The sequence below is a fragment of the Brevibacterium sp. BDJS002 genome (genome assembly GCF_028201555.1).
Taxonomy (GTDB): Bacteria; Actinomycetota; Actinomycetes; order Actinomycetales; family Brevibacteriaceae; genus Brevibacterium; species Brevibacterium aurantiacum.
In genome coordinates this window covers 605,593-620,936 of the sequence record NZ_CP116392.1, presented here as the reverse complement: position 1 = coordinate 620,936, position 15,344 = coordinate 605,593, and the positions used below count along the sequence as shown (strand labels likewise).

At 62.2% G+C, this 15,344-nt stretch carries 13 protein-coding genes; 3 read left to right on the top strand and 10 right to left on the bottom strand.

Annotation, left to right across the window (positions count from 1 at the left end; translation table 11 throughout):
- Window positions 1–39: 39 nt before the first annotated feature.
- Complete coding sequence (locus PGC08_RS02810) at window positions 40–471, bottom strand: hypothetical protein (protein ID WP_180957414.1); 432 nt, start codon at window positions 469–471, stop codon at window positions 40–42.
- A 169-nt stretch (window positions 472–640) separates the two neighbouring features.
- Between PGC08_RS02810 and PGC08_RS02805 the strand changes: the two genes are divergently transcribed.
- The 3 genes from PGC08_RS02805 (at window position 641) to PGC08_RS02795 (ending at window position 4,365) form a co-directional block, all read left to right on the top strand.
- Window positions 641–2,011 carry a cation:dicarboxylate symporter family transporter gene (locus PGC08_RS02805; RefSeq protein WP_271709485.1) on the top strand — a complete coding sequence of 457 codons (1,371 nt, stop codon included), beginning with the start codon at window positions 641–643 and terminating at the stop codon, window positions 2,009–2,011.
- A 148-nt stretch (window positions 2,012–2,159) separates the two neighbouring features.
- Complete coding sequence (locus tag PGC08_RS02800; protein ID WP_125240371.1) at window positions 2,160–3,341, top strand: YbfB/YjiJ family MFS transporter; 1,182 nt, start codon at window positions 2,160–2,162, stop codon at window positions 3,339–3,341.
- Window positions 3,342–3,453: 112 nt separating this feature from the next.
- The gene (locus PGC08_RS02795; protein ID WP_271709484.1) at window positions 3,454–4,365 is read left to right on the top strand and encodes an LCP family protein; all 912 of its coding nucleotides are present in this window, start codon (window positions 3,454–3,456) and stop codon (window positions 4,363–4,365) included.
- 2 nt (window positions 4,366–4,367) lie between these two features.
- On the opposite strand, the gene PGC08_RS02790 is transcribed toward PGC08_RS02795, so the two are convergent.
- The 9 genes from PGC08_RS02790 to PGC08_RS02750 all read right to left on the bottom strand — a co-directional run bounded on the left by PGC08_RS02790 (window position 4,368) and on the right by PGC08_RS02750 (window position 15,202).
- Window positions 4,368–5,633 carry a hypothetical protein gene (locus tag PGC08_RS02790; protein ID WP_271709483.1) on the bottom strand — a complete coding sequence of 422 codons (1,266 nt, stop codon included), beginning with the start codon at window positions 5,631–5,633 and terminating at the stop codon, window positions 4,368–4,370.
- A 397-nt stretch (window positions 5,634–6,030) separates the two neighbouring features.
- Complete coding sequence (locus PGC08_RS02785; protein ID WP_271709482.1) at window positions 6,031–6,921, bottom strand: DUF6270 domain-containing protein; 891 nt, start codon at window positions 6,919–6,921, stop codon at window positions 6,031–6,033.
- Window positions 6,918–8,225 (bottom strand): ABC transporter ATP-binding protein, encoded by a 1,308-nt coding sequence (locus tag PGC08_RS02780; protein WP_271709481.1) that lies wholly within the window; start codon window positions 8,223–8,225, stop codon window positions 6,918–6,920. The genes PGC08_RS02785 and PGC08_RS02780 overlap by 4 nt, the downstream gene beginning before the upstream one ends.
- A complete protein-coding gene (locus PGC08_RS02775; RefSeq protein WP_039209145.1) occupies window positions 8,212–9,093 on the bottom strand; it encodes an ABC transporter permease in 882 nt (293 codons plus the stop codon). Before PGC08_RS02775 ends, PGC08_RS02780 begins: the two co-directional genes overlap by 14 nt.
- Window positions 9,090–10,028 carry a glycosyltransferase gene (locus tag PGC08_RS02770; protein WP_442868167.1) on the bottom strand — a complete coding sequence of 313 codons (939 nt, stop codon included), beginning with the start codon at window positions 10,026–10,028 and terminating at the stop codon, window positions 9,090–9,092. Before PGC08_RS02770 ends, PGC08_RS02775 begins: the two co-directional genes overlap by 4 nt.
- A gap of 50 nt (window positions 10,029–10,078) precedes the next feature.
- Window positions 10,079–10,834, bottom strand: coding sequence for a hypothetical protein (locus PGC08_RS02765; protein WP_271709480.1), 756 nt, complete (start codon window positions 10,832–10,834; stop codon window positions 10,079–10,081).
- Window positions 10,831–12,192 (bottom strand): glycosyltransferase family 4 protein, encoded by a 1,362-nt coding sequence (locus tag PGC08_RS02760; protein ID WP_271709479.1) that lies wholly within the window; start codon window positions 12,190–12,192, stop codon window positions 10,831–10,833. The genes PGC08_RS02765 and PGC08_RS02760 overlap by 4 nt, the downstream gene beginning before the upstream one ends.
- Window positions 12,189–13,226, bottom strand: a complete 1,038-nt coding sequence (locus PGC08_RS02755; RefSeq protein WP_271709478.1) for an MraY family glycosyltransferase — start codon at window positions 13,224–13,226, stop codon at window positions 12,189–12,191. Before PGC08_RS02755 ends, PGC08_RS02760 begins: the two co-directional genes overlap by 4 nt.
- Entirely contained in the window at window positions 13,226–15,202 is a 1,977-nt protein-coding gene (locus PGC08_RS02750; RefSeq protein WP_271709477.1) for a nucleoside-diphosphate sugar epimerase/dehydratase, read from the bottom strand. The genes PGC08_RS02755 and PGC08_RS02750 overlap by 1 nt, the downstream gene beginning before the upstream one ends.
- Window positions 15,203–15,344 lie beyond the last annotated feature (142 nt).

Genomic DNA, 15,344 nt, shown 5'->3' with positions numbered 1-15,344 from the left:
GCCCAACTGCCCCTTCGTCGATGACGATGCCGCCGTCGACTACTTCTTGTTCTTCTTGTTCTTCTTTTTCTTGTCTCCGGTCGTGAACATCAGGGCCAGCCCGATCGCGGCCAGCCAGGTGTCCTTGGCCACGGCAGTGCCGGACTCGGAGGGGCGGATGCCGTCGTCCTGGGTCATGGAGTCGATGGAGAAGTAGTTCGCAACGAGCCCGGCGGAGAACGTCGTCAGCGCGGCTCCGGCGATGCGGGTGGGCACGAAGGGCAGCAGCAGTGCGGCACCGACGGCGATCTCACCGTAGGACAGGAACTTCCCGAACTGGGCCGGGGTCATCTCTTCGACCATCGGGACACCATTGGCGGCCATCTGCTGCAGGCCGGCGGCGGATGCCTCGTCGAGGCCGAGCTTGCCGATGCCGGAGTTGAGGATGAACGCACCGGGCACGGCGCGCAGAAGTGCTGTATCGAGTCTCATGAGCATTCCCTTCGATTCGTGATGTCGTACAGCCCCAGACTAGCCGACGATGTGATCGCGGCCATGAACACTATGAACGCAACCGAGACAGCCGTCACAGTCTCTGGAATGCTCATTGAGAAATTCTTCGCGGCCCGATGTCGCGAGCACCACCACTCAAGGAGGAGACATGGCAACGTTGCCATCAGACAACACCGTCGCCGAGGCGGGTCCCACCCCACCGCAGCGCAAGAAGGACCGTACGCACTGGCTCTACATCATGGTCATCATCGCCGTGTTCGCCGGTGCCGCCATCGGTCTCATCGCCCCCGAGGCCGGTAAGGCACTCGAACCGCTAGGCAAGGCGTTCATCGCACTCATCAAGATGATCATCGCCCCGATCATCTTCTGCACCATCGTGCTCGGCGTCGGCTCCGTGGCCAAGGCGGCCACCGTCGGCAAGGTCGGCGGCATCGCCTTGATCTACTTCCTCATCATGGCCACCTTCGCCCTGGTCATCGGCCTCGTCGTCGGCAACCTCATCCACCCCGGCGAGGGCCTGAAGCTTGAACCCTATGAGGCTGCTGCCGGCGGGGAATCCAACGGCACCGTCGACTTCCTCATGAGCCTCATCCCAGGTAGCGTCCCGGTCCTGCCGACCCTGGTGCTGGCCCTCCTCGTCGGATTCGCCCTGCAGTCCATGGGCAAGGCCGGCGAACCAGTGCTTAAGGGCATCGGCCACATCCAGGCCGTCGTCTTCAAGCTCATGATGATGATCATGTGGGCCGCCCCCGTCGGCGCCTTCGGTGCCATCGCCGCAGTCGTCGGCAAGACCGGCTGGGCCGCAATCGGTGCGATGGCGACCCTCATGGGAGCCTTCTACCTCACCTGCGCTCTGTTCATCGTCATCGTCCTGGGCTCCATCCTCAAGATCGTCACCGGCCTCAACATCTTCCTGCTGCTGAAGTACCTGGCCAGGGAATTCCTGCTCATCTTCTCCACCTCGTCCTCGGAGTCGGCTCTGCCGCGTCTGATCGCGAAGATGGAGCATGCGGGAGTCTCGAAGCCCGTCGTGGGCATCACCGTGCCCACCGGGTATTCGTTCAACCTCGACGGCACCGCCATCTACCTGACCATGGCCTCCCTCTTCGTCTCCACCGCCATGGGCATGCCGATGAGCCTGGGCGAGCAGATCTCGCTGCTGGTGTTCATGATCATCGCCTCGAAGGGTGCCGCCGGAGTCTCCGGTGCGGGACTGGCAACGCTGGCCGCCGGTCTGCAGTCACACCGCCCCGAACTCCTCGACGGCATGGGCGTCATCGTCGGCATCGACAAGTTCATGTCCGAGTGCCGTGCTCTGACGAACTTCACCGGCAACGCCGTGGCCACCCTGCTCATCGGCAAGTGGACCCGCGAGATCGACCTCGATCAGGCACGTGCGGCACTCAACGGTTCGAGCCCCTTCGATGAGCTTTCACTCGAGCCGGATGTTCACGGTGCCCCGGCAGCCACCGCCGGTGGCGAACCTGACGAGAAGGAACGGGTCGCCGTCAACGCCTGAGCCCCGACTCAGCAAGGCCATCCCGACGCGGGTGCCGATACTCCCCAAATGTGGGAGTATCGGCACCCGCGTCGTCTCGTTCCCACCCTCGCCGAGGCGGTCGCCCCGTTTTCGTGACATCATTCCCGAGGACGAGCGAACAGGAGGCATGACCGTGGGACCCAGTACCGGCAACGCTGTGAACCCCACCGCCTTCCGCGGCACGCTCGGCCTCGCGCTGGCGATGGGCATGGGACGGTTCTTCTACACCCCTGTCCTGCCCCTCATGGTCGCTGCCCTGCATTGGTCCACGGCGCCGGGTGCCTGGATCGCGACCGCGAACTATGTCGGATATTTCTTCGGCTGCCTGGTCATTGCCCGGGGCTGGGTGGACCCCGACCGCGTCACCTACCGGGTCGCTCTCGTTGCCTCCACCTTGTGCCTCTTCGCCGTGCCGGTGAGTGAAAGTCTCGCGTGGCAGGGTGTGGTGCGCACTCTCGCGGGCGTCGCCTCAGGTCTCATCTTCGTCTCCATCACCGGGCGCATCCCGTTCGTGGCCCGCCGACCCCTGGATTCCGGAGTCGTCTATGCCGGTGTAGGCACCGGCATTCTCATCTCCGGGGTCATCGTTCTGGCCGCCAGCAGTGTCCTCGATTGGCGCGGACTCTGGCTGGTCTGCGCACTCATCAGCGCCGTGTTCACTCTCATCGCTTGGAACTGGCCTCTGCCTGCCCGCAATAAAGACAAAGGCCAACCCGCACAGACCACTCCCCCACACGCGCAAACAGCAGACCTCGCGGCGAAGCCCAGCCAGCGCCGAGCCTTGGCTTCCCTGACCGCAGGCCACTTCTTCCAGGGGGCTGGCTACATCATCATCGGCACCTACCTCGTCGTTCTGGCCGAACCCGTCTTCGGCGAGAGCGCAGCCGCATCGACCTGGATCGTCGCCGGAGCGGCGACCGCGGTCTCACCTCTGATGTGGTCGAACGTCGCAGCTCGCATCGGCACCCGCCGAGGGCTTGCCCTGTGCTATTCGCTGCAGGTCGGCGGGGCCGTCCTCGCCGTCTTCGCCACCAACCCCATCCTGCTCTTCGTCTCCGCCATCCTCTTCGGCGGAACCTTCATCGGAGTGGTCATGATGGTCATCGGAGTGGGCACGCAGATGGGCATTTCAGCCGCGGCCGCGAAGCTGATGACCTGGTACAGCCTCGGCCAGATCGCCGGCCCCGCACTTGTGGCCATCGCCCTGAGCGAGACCATCATCGGCAGCTTCATCGCCGCCGCGATCCTTCTGGCCCTGGGCATGGGGCTGACCCTGTTCGGTGCGCTGAGCGGCACCACCAAGAAGTGACGCCGAGGTGGCCCTGCACTCCCGTACCCACCCGACGACATCTGTTGCCTCGTCCCCGCTATGATTGAAACTGCAGGCTAAGTACTGATCACACCGAGGGAGACGCACCGCGATGGCGAAGCTGAAGAAGATGGTCTCGGCAGTAGGGTCCATCAAGGACCTCAACAGCGCCCGAGCCGAGTTCGACGATGCCTCCCGCGTCTTGGCCGACGAAGCGATCTTCCCACCCGATGACATCCGCCCCGGAACCACCGATGCTCGCACGCTCCTGCTGCGGATCACGCATCCCGGTCAGACGCAGGAGACCACCAGCCAGGGTGACACTTTCGCCATCATCCATATCCCTGAAGCCAATGACTTCGCCGCCGTAATGACGCTCAACCCTTCGGCGCAGATCGAAGCAGGACTGACCTTCGCCGCCATCGCCGACGAAGGCGGTCGACAGGTCATCGTCGCCATGACCGAAGACATCCTCGGCGTGCGCATCGATCACGTCGCCGAACTCGAATCGGCAGCACTGGGCCAGGTCATCACCGAACTCGGCGGCCTCCCCGTCTACAGCCGCGCAGAATTCTCTGCAGGCGGCACCGACTTCATCGAGGGCACCAACCATCTCACTGCCGATACTGCGGGTATCTTCACCACGGCTGACCCGATCGACGACGCCGGCCAAACACGCACCCGCAACCAGCGCGCCGCACTGCGCGCCCTCATCCAGGCCCTCAAGACAAGCGGCCTGGCAAAGGATCCCAACAAGGGCGCAACAGTGCTCGGTCATTTCGCCAGCGGCATCCACCACGATGCGGGACTGACGACACTGGAGCTCGGCAAGATCGCCAACACCCTCCGCCAACTCGAATCAGATGACACAGCTGTGGTCACCATTCCCACGACATCCCGCCGCGAAGACGATGGAACCGTCATCATCGACTTCGATGCCGAAGGCATGCCTGCACTCAAGGACGCACTGACTGGCAAGGACCTGCCCGACTTCTTCCGCTACTTGGTGTCGCTGGGGTACTGACCCTACTTCTTGCGCATGATGAACACCGTCACCGAGCTGCCTGCGATATCAATATTGAGCTCGTCATCGTTAGCACCCGGGCTCGCTGACGCACTCGCGCTATCGGTCTTCTTCGGGCCACTGTAAGGGATCGAGTCCGGCAGAGGATTGGCCGGAATCACCTTCGTCGCACTCTTCGCATCGTTGGACGGCCCATACGCCTGGGAGGCTTTGTCCACTGAGAACCCTGATGGCATCTTCAACGTCACCGGATTGCCACCGACCTCTGCAGCGTCGTTGGCGTTGATGATCGTCGTCACGAGTGTCTTCCCGTTGTCCTTCGACACGGTGTAGGCGCTCATGTTTCCACCGCCCTTGACTGAAGTCTTGGTGAACGTTCCACCGATGCTCGGGACGACGAGCCTGAGCCCCAACATGTTCGGTCGTGGAACAAAAGTATCGGACTTCTGCCCGTGGTCGGCCGGATCGCAGATGAGTGACATCGGTGCTCCCCCATTGCAGGCGCCGAGCATCGAATGCATCGCCATTCGCTCCGCTCCGAGCTGGGCCGCGAAGAGAGTGTAGTCGGCGGCCCACAGCGCCGAAGCGTTGGTCAGCGAAGTGTCGTTTGTTCCCGGACAGCTTGTCGGCCCAGTCTCTTCCAACCACAGCGGCAGGCCAGCCGCATCGGCCTTCTCTTTGCCGATGCCCAGGTTCTCTTTGGCCGACTTCTTCGCTAGGGGATCGATGAGGTTCTCCGCCTGTGGACCACGCCCCGGCACTTTCCCGGAGTCGCATTCCGGCAGTTGGTACCAATGCTGAGAGATCGCGGTCTTGTGCTTGACAGACGAATCGGCGAACGCTTCCATCCAGGCACCGTCGTAAACGTCTGGTCCGATGACAGGGGCATCGGGTCGCTTCCTATGGATGGCCTTCGCATATACCTCAAGCTGTTCGACGTACTTCTTCTTGGTCCACCCCTTGCCGCGAACCGCACCGTCAGGAACATCTTTGACTGTATATCCGTTCGGTTCGTTGCCGATGGCCAGACCCACTAAGGAATCGCCGAGGATGTCGACCGCATGTGCGGCCATGTCGGCTCCCCGAGCCGGATCGTAGGTACCCAGCGGGATCCCGAGAGTGACCGTGGAGCCGGTGGCATCGACAAGCTTCTTCAGTCGCTTCAGGTCGTCGGGAGTGATCGTGGTCTTCTCAGAATGTTTCGGTTTCTCGCCTTTCGACGTCCAAAATGTACGCCGGTCCAGAGCATTGCCTCCGAAACGGAGCACAGGTGAACCGAGAGATTTCAGTTGTTCCTCGAGGTTGGATGAGCCTGGGTCCAGCCGAGGATCGGCTAAGTCGGTTGCTTCGAAGGAGATACCGACATTCTCTGAGGAGATTCGAGGCCCAAGCCGTTCACCGGTCGCAGTGATAGCAGACGCCTCGCCGGTGGTTGCGTCGGCAAATGACTGCTCGAATTCGGTAGGAGTAGGATTCGGTTCTGCGGTCTGTTCCGACGAAGGCGCTGGTCCGTCGGAATCGGATCCTGTGCACCCTGCCAAAAAGAGGGCGAGCGCAAAGACGCTCCCCTGGATACTTCGCCTGATGTCCACTGCAATAACTTTGCTTTGTTCCCTCGGAATCAACAATTGGTCAAGTCTGGCGCCGATTTTCGCCTCTACTATTTCACTTAGTGTTCGTCGAAGACGTCCCCGTGGTCGCTACAAGTTCGCGAATGCTTTGCACAATCGATCTGTAGTCTTCGTTGCGGTAGTGGAACGGTTGCGGACCCCATTTGTGTTCTCTATTGATCCGGACCTGACTGCTAGTCCTTGTAACTGTTGACGCGACAAGCGACTGGGCAACACTGCGGTATCGGACATAGTCTGCGTTCGCGGCCGCAGCTCTATCCGCATATTCTTCTGCTTCCGTCGGACGGACGTGTCGCAAGTTAGTCAGTGCTTCAGCGATCCCTTGCCCACGAGACAGACCGCGGCTAGCTTCACGACTTCCGCGTTGTAGTCGGCGCCATTTGCGACCAATTTTGGCCAAACTATCGCTGTGCGGATGCAGGGCCCCGTCGAATGCACCGGCCCACTCAATGTCGAGCAAAATAGTCTTCTCCCAGAGACCGGAGTCCTTGAGCCCATCGATGAGTTCGATGTAGCCGGGCTTCCACCGGTCGAAGTGTTCTCCCGTACCGAATTCGATTAGTCGAGCACCGTCGCGACGTGCTACACGCGCGGCACCACAAGACTCGACTTCGATCGAATTCGTCATAGTCGTACCGTCGGGGAACTTCCAGAATCCTCGTCGTTCATCGACCAAGTCGAGAAGGACAACGTCGAGGTCCCTAGCGTTCTTAACGATCCTCTCAATGCCGCTCCCCTTGAGGTCACTGCTGACCATTCGCTTCTGGAACGCGGAGGTCAGGTCGCTGAGATCGATTCCGGCTGTCCCATGCGGAGACTCCAGGCTCGTCACCGAGTGCCTGGCTACGTAAGCGACGACCTCAGCTTCGGGCATTAACTCCGCCGTATCACGGCTCACACAGGAACCAAAGATTGCGATCTTCATCGGTTCGAATCCTGATGGACGGCAGACGTTTCATCTTCCTGCCGCAAGCGCTGCCGCTCCTCATATCGCTCGTCGGCGATCTTGCGCGCGCGAGAAGCGAGTCTGCGGCCAGTGAAGTCATCGGCAGCGGCAACCGACGATGCGCGATCATTTGGATTTGCTGCCCTCAACACGACTCTGCTCTTCCTGGGATTCAGCCGCAACGGCGGAGTATCAGTGATTCGTGGCGCGCTCACTGCCTGAGAGGCAGGTTTGGGCAACGCAGGGAATTTGGCCTTCGGCATTTCCGCGTCGAAAGATTTGGGCCAGACCTGCTCCTCGGCAGCGGCCAACATCGGAGTCGGAGTCTCTTCGACTTCGTCGACCGTGTCCTGTCGCTTCACATGGCGTGCCGGAGCAGCCTTCTTCTTCGTCGGTCGGGCGGCATGGCGCGGGATAGGGTTGCTGATGAGTTCGGGTTCGAGGATATTGATCTCCTCTTTGACCGCGTTGCTCACCACATCGGCGAGGAGCTTGTCCGCGATGTCTTCCTTGCCCTTGGCAACATTCCACGCCCACCAGCGGTATTTCTCTGCGACAGCCTCGGCAGGCCCGTTCATGAGGATCTCCCCACGGTGCATCCAGACTGCACGGGTGCAGAGCTCCTGAATCACCTTAGCCGCGTGATTGACGAGCAGAACCGTTCCAGCCTCGGCGAGAAGCTCGTCCATCGCACGTTCACTGCGCTCGGCGAAGGTCGCGTCACCCGTCGAGAGGGCTTCGTCGATGAGCATGATCTTCGGCCGAGCCGCCAAAGCGATGGCGAAGCGCAACCTAGCGCCCATCCCTGACGAATACGTGCCCATAGGTCGGTGAATCGCAGCTCCCAATGCTGACAGCTCGACCACGTAGTCAAAGGCATCTTCGGCTTCTTCGGGGGAGAGCCCCATCGCCAGGCACCCAAGACGCACATTCTCACTGCCGGACAAAGCTGGCTGGAGCGCCGCACTGACGCCGAGCAGGAGGGGTTGGTAACGAACCAGGATACGGCCCCTGTCGGGCTGTTCGACGCCAGCGACATTGCGGAGGAACGTCGACTTGCCTGAGCCATTAGCTCCGACGATTCCGACCATCTCCCCCTCGCGCGCGAGGAAGTTCACTCCTCTCAAAGCGCGGACAGTCGTCTGGCCCGCGCGTCCGGCGACGGCGTTGGAAAGTCGACGCAGCCCCTTGGCCCGTTGGCTCGGATCGTTGGTATTGACCGTGTACCGGACTTGGACGTTCTCCGCGATGATATTGGGTTCCTGGACCTCAGAGTCGGCCATAGTTCTCCTCCCCTCTCCAGAAGAACAGGAATCCGACGATCAGGAGGCCAAAGGCCCAGACTGTGCCGACGATCCACATCTTCGGATCCGAATCGACTCCGTAGAGCAGTGAGTTGCGCACCAGCGTCAGATAGGCATGCATCGGGTTGTACTGCATTGCCTCCAAAAGTGCCGGGTGATTTCCCAAACGGTCTTCGATGGAGAAGAACACTCCCGATCCGTAGAGCCAGAATCGGCTGACAATCGACATGAAGTTCGTGAGGTCCGGGATCTTGTGTCCAAGACGAGCTAGGAAGCAGGCGAGACCGACGTTGAAGATCGTCTGCAGGATGATGACGGGGATGACGAGGATGACACGCCAGGTGATGACTTCGAGCGGGGGCACGACCGCCAGCACGATGACCATGACGAGCAGTGTCGGCATGAAGTCGAGGAAATTGCGGACCACAGTAGAGATCGGAAGCGCAGCACGGGGGAACTGGAATCCCTTGATCATCGACGCACCCGAGCGGATCGCTCCGGTTCCGCCGGTCATGCACTTGCCGGTGAACCCGAAGAAGAACACTCCGACGACGAGGAAGCCGAGGAAGTTCGGAACTCCTCGAGAAGTCTGCAGAATGAATCCGAAGATGAACCAGAATGCGAGCACCGACAGCAGTGGATTGAGGAACAGCCAGCCGTATCCGAGGATGTTCTTCCGCGTCGAACTCGACATCTTGGCTCGGGACTCGGCGATGATGAAGTGCCGACGGTTCCACAGCGCGGCGAGGTAGCTGCTCAGACTCGTCCGCCGACCGACGGGTACGAGGCCTTCGCTCGAAACGGACGGGATCGAACTCAGCCCAAGGGGGTTCTTTGTCTCACTCATCGCGCATCACTCCCCACGAGTTGAGAATAGACCTGCCCATATCGTCGTCCGATTTCCTTCCACCTGCGAGTTGCAAGAACGTGTGCTCGTCCATTGTCTCCGAATCTGGCTCTCGCGGTGTCATCGGAGGCGAGCTCGGACAGCAGTCCCGCGAGATCCTGCGGGTTCTCCGGCGTTGTGACCAAGCCAGCGTTGTCCGGAACCAGTTCACGCAGTGCCGGCAGGTCGGAGATGACCACGGGTCGCGCAAGGCCCATCGCTTCGATCGGTTTGATCGGAGTGACCAAACGACAGACTGGTTCGTCCTTGCGCGGCACGACGATCGCATCGAGCGCGAGTTGGTATTCAATTGCCTGGGCTTGGGAGACCCGTCCGGTGAAGACGGCGTTCTCTCCCAGAACAGCTGCGCGTTCGCGCAGTACCGGCAGGGCGACACCGTCGCCGGCGATGAGGAGACGCAGGTCCGTGCCCTGGCTCCGGGCGAGGATGACGGCATCGACGAGGTCGTCGAGTCCTTCGTATCCGACGATCGACGCTGCCGTGCCGACCCAGACCCCGTCTTCGGGCAGGCCTAGGCTCGTCCTCACCTCGGCCGGAGTGCGGGTGACATCGGTGTCGACGACGGCTTCGGAGACCGAATTCGGGATGAGGGTGATGGTTTCTGCCGGAACTCCCCCGGCGATCAGGTGCTCACGCATCGTCTCGCCCAAGGTGATGACCGCGTCTGCCGCCGTCGCGACTTCGATTTCCTTGGAGCGCATGAGTGCAAAGCGCTGACTGTCCCGACGCGCTGAGCGCTCTTCCGGACTGCTTCCTGCAGCCGCCCATGTCTCTTCCAAGACACCGCGGACTTCGTAGACCCACGGCAGGCCCGCAGCCGCCGCGGCCGCACCGGCAGCCAAGCCATTGACGTAGTGCGTTGTCGTATGAAGGATCTGTGCTCCACGTCGATGTGCTTCCGAGGCGATATGATTCGCCTGCTCACTCAGCGCGCGGATGGTGTGGGACGCGGTCTCAGCGGCACGTCACGGATGTACTCGACGCCGTCAACGACCTCGACCGGTCCCCGACTCAGTCGTCCGACGGTCACGGGATACGACGGGCGCGTGACCGCAGCTGCTTGATGACCCGCGTCCCGCAGAGTCGTGAGGATGGCATGTGAGCGGTACGCGTAACCGGAACGGGTATGAGGCAAGGAGTTCGTCAGCACGTGCAGAACCGTCGGCTGCCGACTTCGATCACGTTCCGCATTGCCGCGTGCCCGGCGAGCCGTGATGTGGCTGGAAACCTCCGGCCACCAATGAGGCTGCAGACACTGTCGCTCATCGATCAGTCGTGTCCGCCGAGCGCCGTCTGGCAGAACTGCGATGGCTTCGTCGATGTGCCCCTTGGTCCACTCGATACGTGAGCTCAGTGCGCGTGCACCGGGAATAGCAGCTGCGATCGACTCGGCTTCGTCGAGGAGGCCCAGATTGAGTGCGATCTCACCGAGAAGGCGTGAAGGCGAAGGAGAGCCGGCAACCAATGACTTCGCCGACATCTCTTCTCCGAGCAGCCACGCAGAAGCCGCCCGGCTGGCGTCGCCCGGCAGGCGTCCGAGTGCATGTCCGACGAAACGCGAGGCTGGGCCCGGCAGGCGACGTGCCAACTGCATGCCGAAGAACACGCGGTCGTCGTTGATGTGTCCGACAGTCGTCACAACGACGTTCGTCAGCTGTCGTGCGAGGAAGCTCAGGTTCACGAGACCACCTGTTCGAGGACGCGTTCGTAAGTGCGCCCCATTGCGGCTGCCGAAGCGTGTCGAATCACCCAGTCGCGTGGGTTCTGACCTGTAGGCGGATTCGATCCGAACTCCTCACCGGTTTCGACTCGTTCTCGCATCCTCGACATCGCCGCGGCCACGGAATCGACATCACCGGGAACCGCGACTTCTCCTGCTGCGGTCTGCGTGATGATGTCGGCGGCCTCACCGGCGACGACTCCGAGGACCGGAATTCGACGGGCCATCAGGGAGTAGAGCTTCGACGGGACTGTGCATTCATAGGAATCGAGGCAGCTGAGGCTGACCAATCCGGCATCTGCCCACTCCCAATGGGCTGCGAGTTCGGCGCCTGCGATCTGGGGATGGAATTCCACCGGCACCCCATACGCTGCAGCTGTGGTTTTGAGCTCGCCGGTATCGACGCCGCCGCCGACGATCCGCAGTCGCACACCTTCGGCGCGGGCCAACGCTCGAATCGAGGTGCTGAGATCCTGGGATCGCCCGACAGTGCCCACGTACAGCAGGTGGAGCCCTCGACGATCGGCAGGAGTCCTGCCTTTGACGGCGTCGCCGGCGGTGCCCGTCTCCTCTGCGGCAGGGACGAGGGGGATCGCTCCCGTGGCGGTCAGTCCGGATGCGCCTTCCAACTCCGCCGGTGAGACTCCGCTGCGGACGACCTCGGCGGTCACTCCACGCTGTTCCAGGCGACGTTTGAAACCTTCCGTGGTGACGACGACGACCGCCGCACGCCGTTGGGCACGAGTGAGCAGGTCCGGCAGCAGTCGACGTTCGAGACGCTGCGTCAGCGTCCCGGGAAGATATCGCCCGACCGCTCCCGTCACCAAGTTCATTTCCGAAATGAGGTCAGGCCACGCATCGCGCACTTCAGCGACATGCGGCACTCGCAGCAGTCGCGACAAGGAGTCTCCTGCCAGCAGAAACGGCAGCGCCGGAGTCGTGGAGACGATGACGTCGGGACGCATTCTGCCCCGCAGCCGGTCAATGACCGCCGACATCGCACCTGTCGCCGATACCGTCTGATCGAGCAGCTGACGAGCCATCGACGATCCGCTGTGCAGGTACGGCACGCGAAGGATCCGCTCACCGTCGACGCCTGTGTCCCATGTACCGCCGAGGCGCACGTCGACTCGACGGCGCCCCCGCCCGACCTTCGATCCGAAGAACCCGTCGCGGTCGGAATACGGGTAATGGGGATGCGGTGCCACCGTGATGACATCGTGTCCGGCAGCGCGCAGGTGGTCGACGAGGATCCGCCACCGTCGCTGCGGTGCTCCGACCTCGGGATAGTAATAATGGCTGAGCAGAACGATTCTCATGCGATCGTCGCCTCCTTCGGCGCCCGTCGCCGCAGCCACAGCGGCAAGAGCGCATAAAGGGCGAGCAATCCGACCCAGAACACATGGGCCGGGTACGTCGTCGCCGTATTTCCGCTGATGAGAGTCGGGACGGCCATAATGCAGGCGAGGACACTCAATGCGGCGTGGAAGAGCGAAACGGAGCTGTGCGGCCAGCCCGACTGTTGGATCCGCTGGTAGATGTGTTCACGATGAGGCAAGAGGATATTCTCTCCCCGAAACAGGCGCAGGACCAAAGTGAGACCGACGTCGAAGAAGACGAAGATCATCGGCGCGATGATGACGACGATCGGGACGCCTTGGACGAACAGCCATACCGCAAGAGCGAAGACGGCCGCTCCGATTCCGTAGCTGCCCGTGTCGCCGAGGAACGCCTTGGCACGACCGAGGTTGAACGGGAGGAACCCGACAGCAGCACCGGCCAGCGCCAGAGCCAGCAGAGCGATATCGTTCTCACCCACCCAGGAGCCGACGAAGGCGAACCATCCGGCTGTGACGATGGTCCACTCGGTGACATAGCCATTGAGTCCGTCGACGAAGTTCACGGCGTTGACCGTGGTCACTCCGATGACAGCGAAGGCGATGACGTGGGCGATTCCCTGAGTGGAGAACATCGCGATGATCGCGCTGAACAGCAGAGCCAGGATGACCTGTCCGATCAGTCGCCCGGCAGGACGCAGGGAGTCGAGGTCGTCGCTCATCCCGATGGCCGAATAGCACCAGGTCAGCACCAGGAAACCGATCGGCAGGAGGACGCCGCCGAGGCCGAAGACCCCGTCTTCGCTGACGCTCCAGACCATGGCGAGAATCGTTGCCACGGTGATGCCGCAGCCGATGGCGATTCCCCCGCCGCGGACAGTCGACAGTGTATGCGACGAGCGATGAGAGGGGACATCGACGACGCCGGCTCGCCGCAGCAAGGGGAAGGCGATGAGGGCGCTGAGAGCCGTGACCACCGCGGCCACAACCAGGATCACCAGCGACTGCAGAGCCATCAGAGGCCGACTCCGGTGTCATGAGGATCTGCTCCCGGCTCGGAGGCTTTTGATGACGTCGATGCCGGTTCGATGGCCGCCGTCGCGTCATCGGTGACCGGGACTGACTCGGAGCCGAGGAGGCTCGTCAAGCGTTCCTCGAGGACCGATCGGTGAGTGAATACCTGCGGGTCACGAGATTCGGCGACCAGAGCACCGAGCTTCTCCAGATCGATCGGAGCGATCGGGACCTGAGTGATCAGCGGGTGATTGGGTCTGCTGTCGACTTCACCCGGCGAAAGCAGCGCTTCAGTGAGCTTCTCCCCCGGGCGCAGACCGGTGTACACGATCTGCGCATCGCTGCGACCTGACAGCGCGATCACTCGCTTGGCGAGATCAGCGATGCGGATCGGTTCGCCCATGTCAAGGACCAAGGTCTCTCCGGGGCCACCGATCGCAGCCGCCTGCAGGACGAGCTCACAGGCCTCGTCGGCAGTCATGAAGTATCGGGTGACCTCGGGATCGGTGACTGTGACGGGGTCACCGGCCGCCACCTGAGCCACAAAGGTCTCGAGCACGGACCCCCGGGAACCGAGCACGTTGCCGAAACGCACCGACATATACCGTCGTCCGGTTGCCGCGGCCACAGAAGCGATCGCCCGCTCGATGGAGAACTTCGTCCGTCCCAGCACCGAGGTCGCACCGGCAGCTTTGTCGGTGGAGATGTGGACGACGGAGTCGACGTCGTGAGCCACTGCTGCGTTGAGCAGGTCGAGGCTGGCTCCGACATTCGTGCGCACGGCCTGCTCCGGGAAGCGCTCAAGGAAAGTCAGGTGTTTGAGAGCTGCGGCGTGGAAGATGATGTCCGGCTTCGCCTCGGCGACGAGGGCATCGATGAATGCCGGATCGCGCAGGTCCCCGAGGACGAGGTCGTCACTGGTCAGAAGGGCTGAGCCTTCGAGACCGAGCTCAGTGGCGTGCAGACCGGATTCGTCCCGGTCGGTCATGACGAGTCGGGCCGGGTCGAACCGGGCAACCTGACGGCACAGCTGTGAGCCGATGGAGCCACCTGCCCCGGTGACGAGGACAACCTTGCCGGTGATCGCCGAGGCGATGTCGTCGATATTCGTCGAGATCGGTTTGCGTCCGATGAGGTCTTCGAGGCTGACATCGCGGAAGCTGCGGTGACGCAGGTCGGCGACGTCATGGGCGTCCGGTTCGGGACGTGCCAACGCGGAGTCCGAGAGCTTCGGCATGATCTTGATCTCGACCGGCCGAGACTCGAGATTCGAAGCGATACGGGAGAGTTCCTCGGGAGGCAGGTCAGCGATCGCAATGATGACGGCCCCGGCACCGGTGCGATCGACATGGTCGGCAATGTCGGTGATCGGTCCGAGCACGCGAATTCCGTTGTAGCGCAGATGCCGCTTGGCAGGGTCGTCGTCGAGGATGCCGACGGCGACGAATTCGTTGTGCGTGTCCTGAGCGATCATATCGAGGGCGAGCATGCCCTGGTTGCCCGCGCCCACGACGATCGTGGGCCGGGATGCACCGGACGTGGTGAGGCTGCGCTGCCTCAAGTTGCGTCGAATCCAATTCTCGAGACTCTTGATCACGACCATGAGCGCTCCCGCCGTGATGGGGACGCTGGTCGGGATGAGCAGTCGACTGGCGAAGGCGAATTCGACCACCCACATGATGCCGACACCCAGTGCAACCGTTCCCACGATTGCAGCGAACTGATCGGTCGAGCCACGTCGGTAGCGACCGCGGTAGATCGCCAGAGGCCCGCCGATGAGGAAGACGCTCAGACCGATCGCCGCACAGACGAGCATTCCGGGCACGTTGACGAGAGAGGCATGGAAGTCGTATCTCACGAGTGTCATCGCTACGACGAGAAACGCGAAGACGAGACCGTCGATGAGTGACAGCGCCATGGCTCTGCCGTGCCGCCTCATGGGGGTCCGTGAGGGAATGGGCCCCGAATTGCTTCCCACTGTCCTCATTTCTCTCGATGTGCACTGGCCAGGCTCAGGAAATCACACTCCCGTGACCTCCGTCTCATTGAGACGAACCGAGCCTCATTCGACTTCCCGATTGTACTATTGGACCGAACAGGTTCCAGTCAGAACGAACACC

Excerpts from the sequence above, each read along its gene's own strand:
- PGC08_RS02795 (WP_271709484.1), top strand. The coding sequence starts at position 3,454 with ATGGCGAAGCTGAAGAAGATGGTCTCGGCAGTAGGGTCCATCAAGGAC.
- PGC08_RS02805 (WP_271709485.1), top strand. The coding sequence starts at position 641 with ATGGCAACGTTGCCATCAGACAACACCGTCGCCGAGGCGGGTCCCACC.
- PGC08_RS02780 (WP_271709481.1), bottom strand. The coding sequence starts at position 8,225 with ATGGCCGACTCTGAGGTCCAGGAACCCAATATCATCGCGGAGAACGTC.
- PGC08_RS02785 (WP_271709482.1), bottom strand. The coding sequence starts at position 6,921 with ATGAAGATCGCAATCTTTGGTTCCTGTGTGAGCCGTGATACGGCGGAG.
- PGC08_RS02810 (WP_180957414.1), bottom strand. The coding sequence starts at position 471 with ATGAGACTCGATACAGCACTTCTGCGCGCCGTGCCCGGTGCGTTCATC.
- PGC08_RS02760 (WP_271709479.1), bottom strand. The coding sequence starts at position 12,192 with ATGAGAATCGTTCTGCTCAGCCATTATTACTATCCCGAGGTCGGAGCA.
- PGC08_RS02755 (WP_271709478.1), bottom strand. The coding sequence starts at position 13,226 with ATGGCTCTGCAGTCGCTGGTGATCCTGGTTGTGGCCGCGGTGGTCACG.
- PGC08_RS02775 (WP_039209145.1), bottom strand. The coding sequence starts at position 9,093 with ATGAGTGAGACAAAGAACCCCCTTGGGCTGAGTTCGATCCCGTCCGTT.
- PGC08_RS02800 (WP_125240371.1), top strand. The coding sequence starts at position 2,160 with ATGACCGTGGGACCCAGTACCGGCAACGCTGTGAACCCCACCGCCTTC.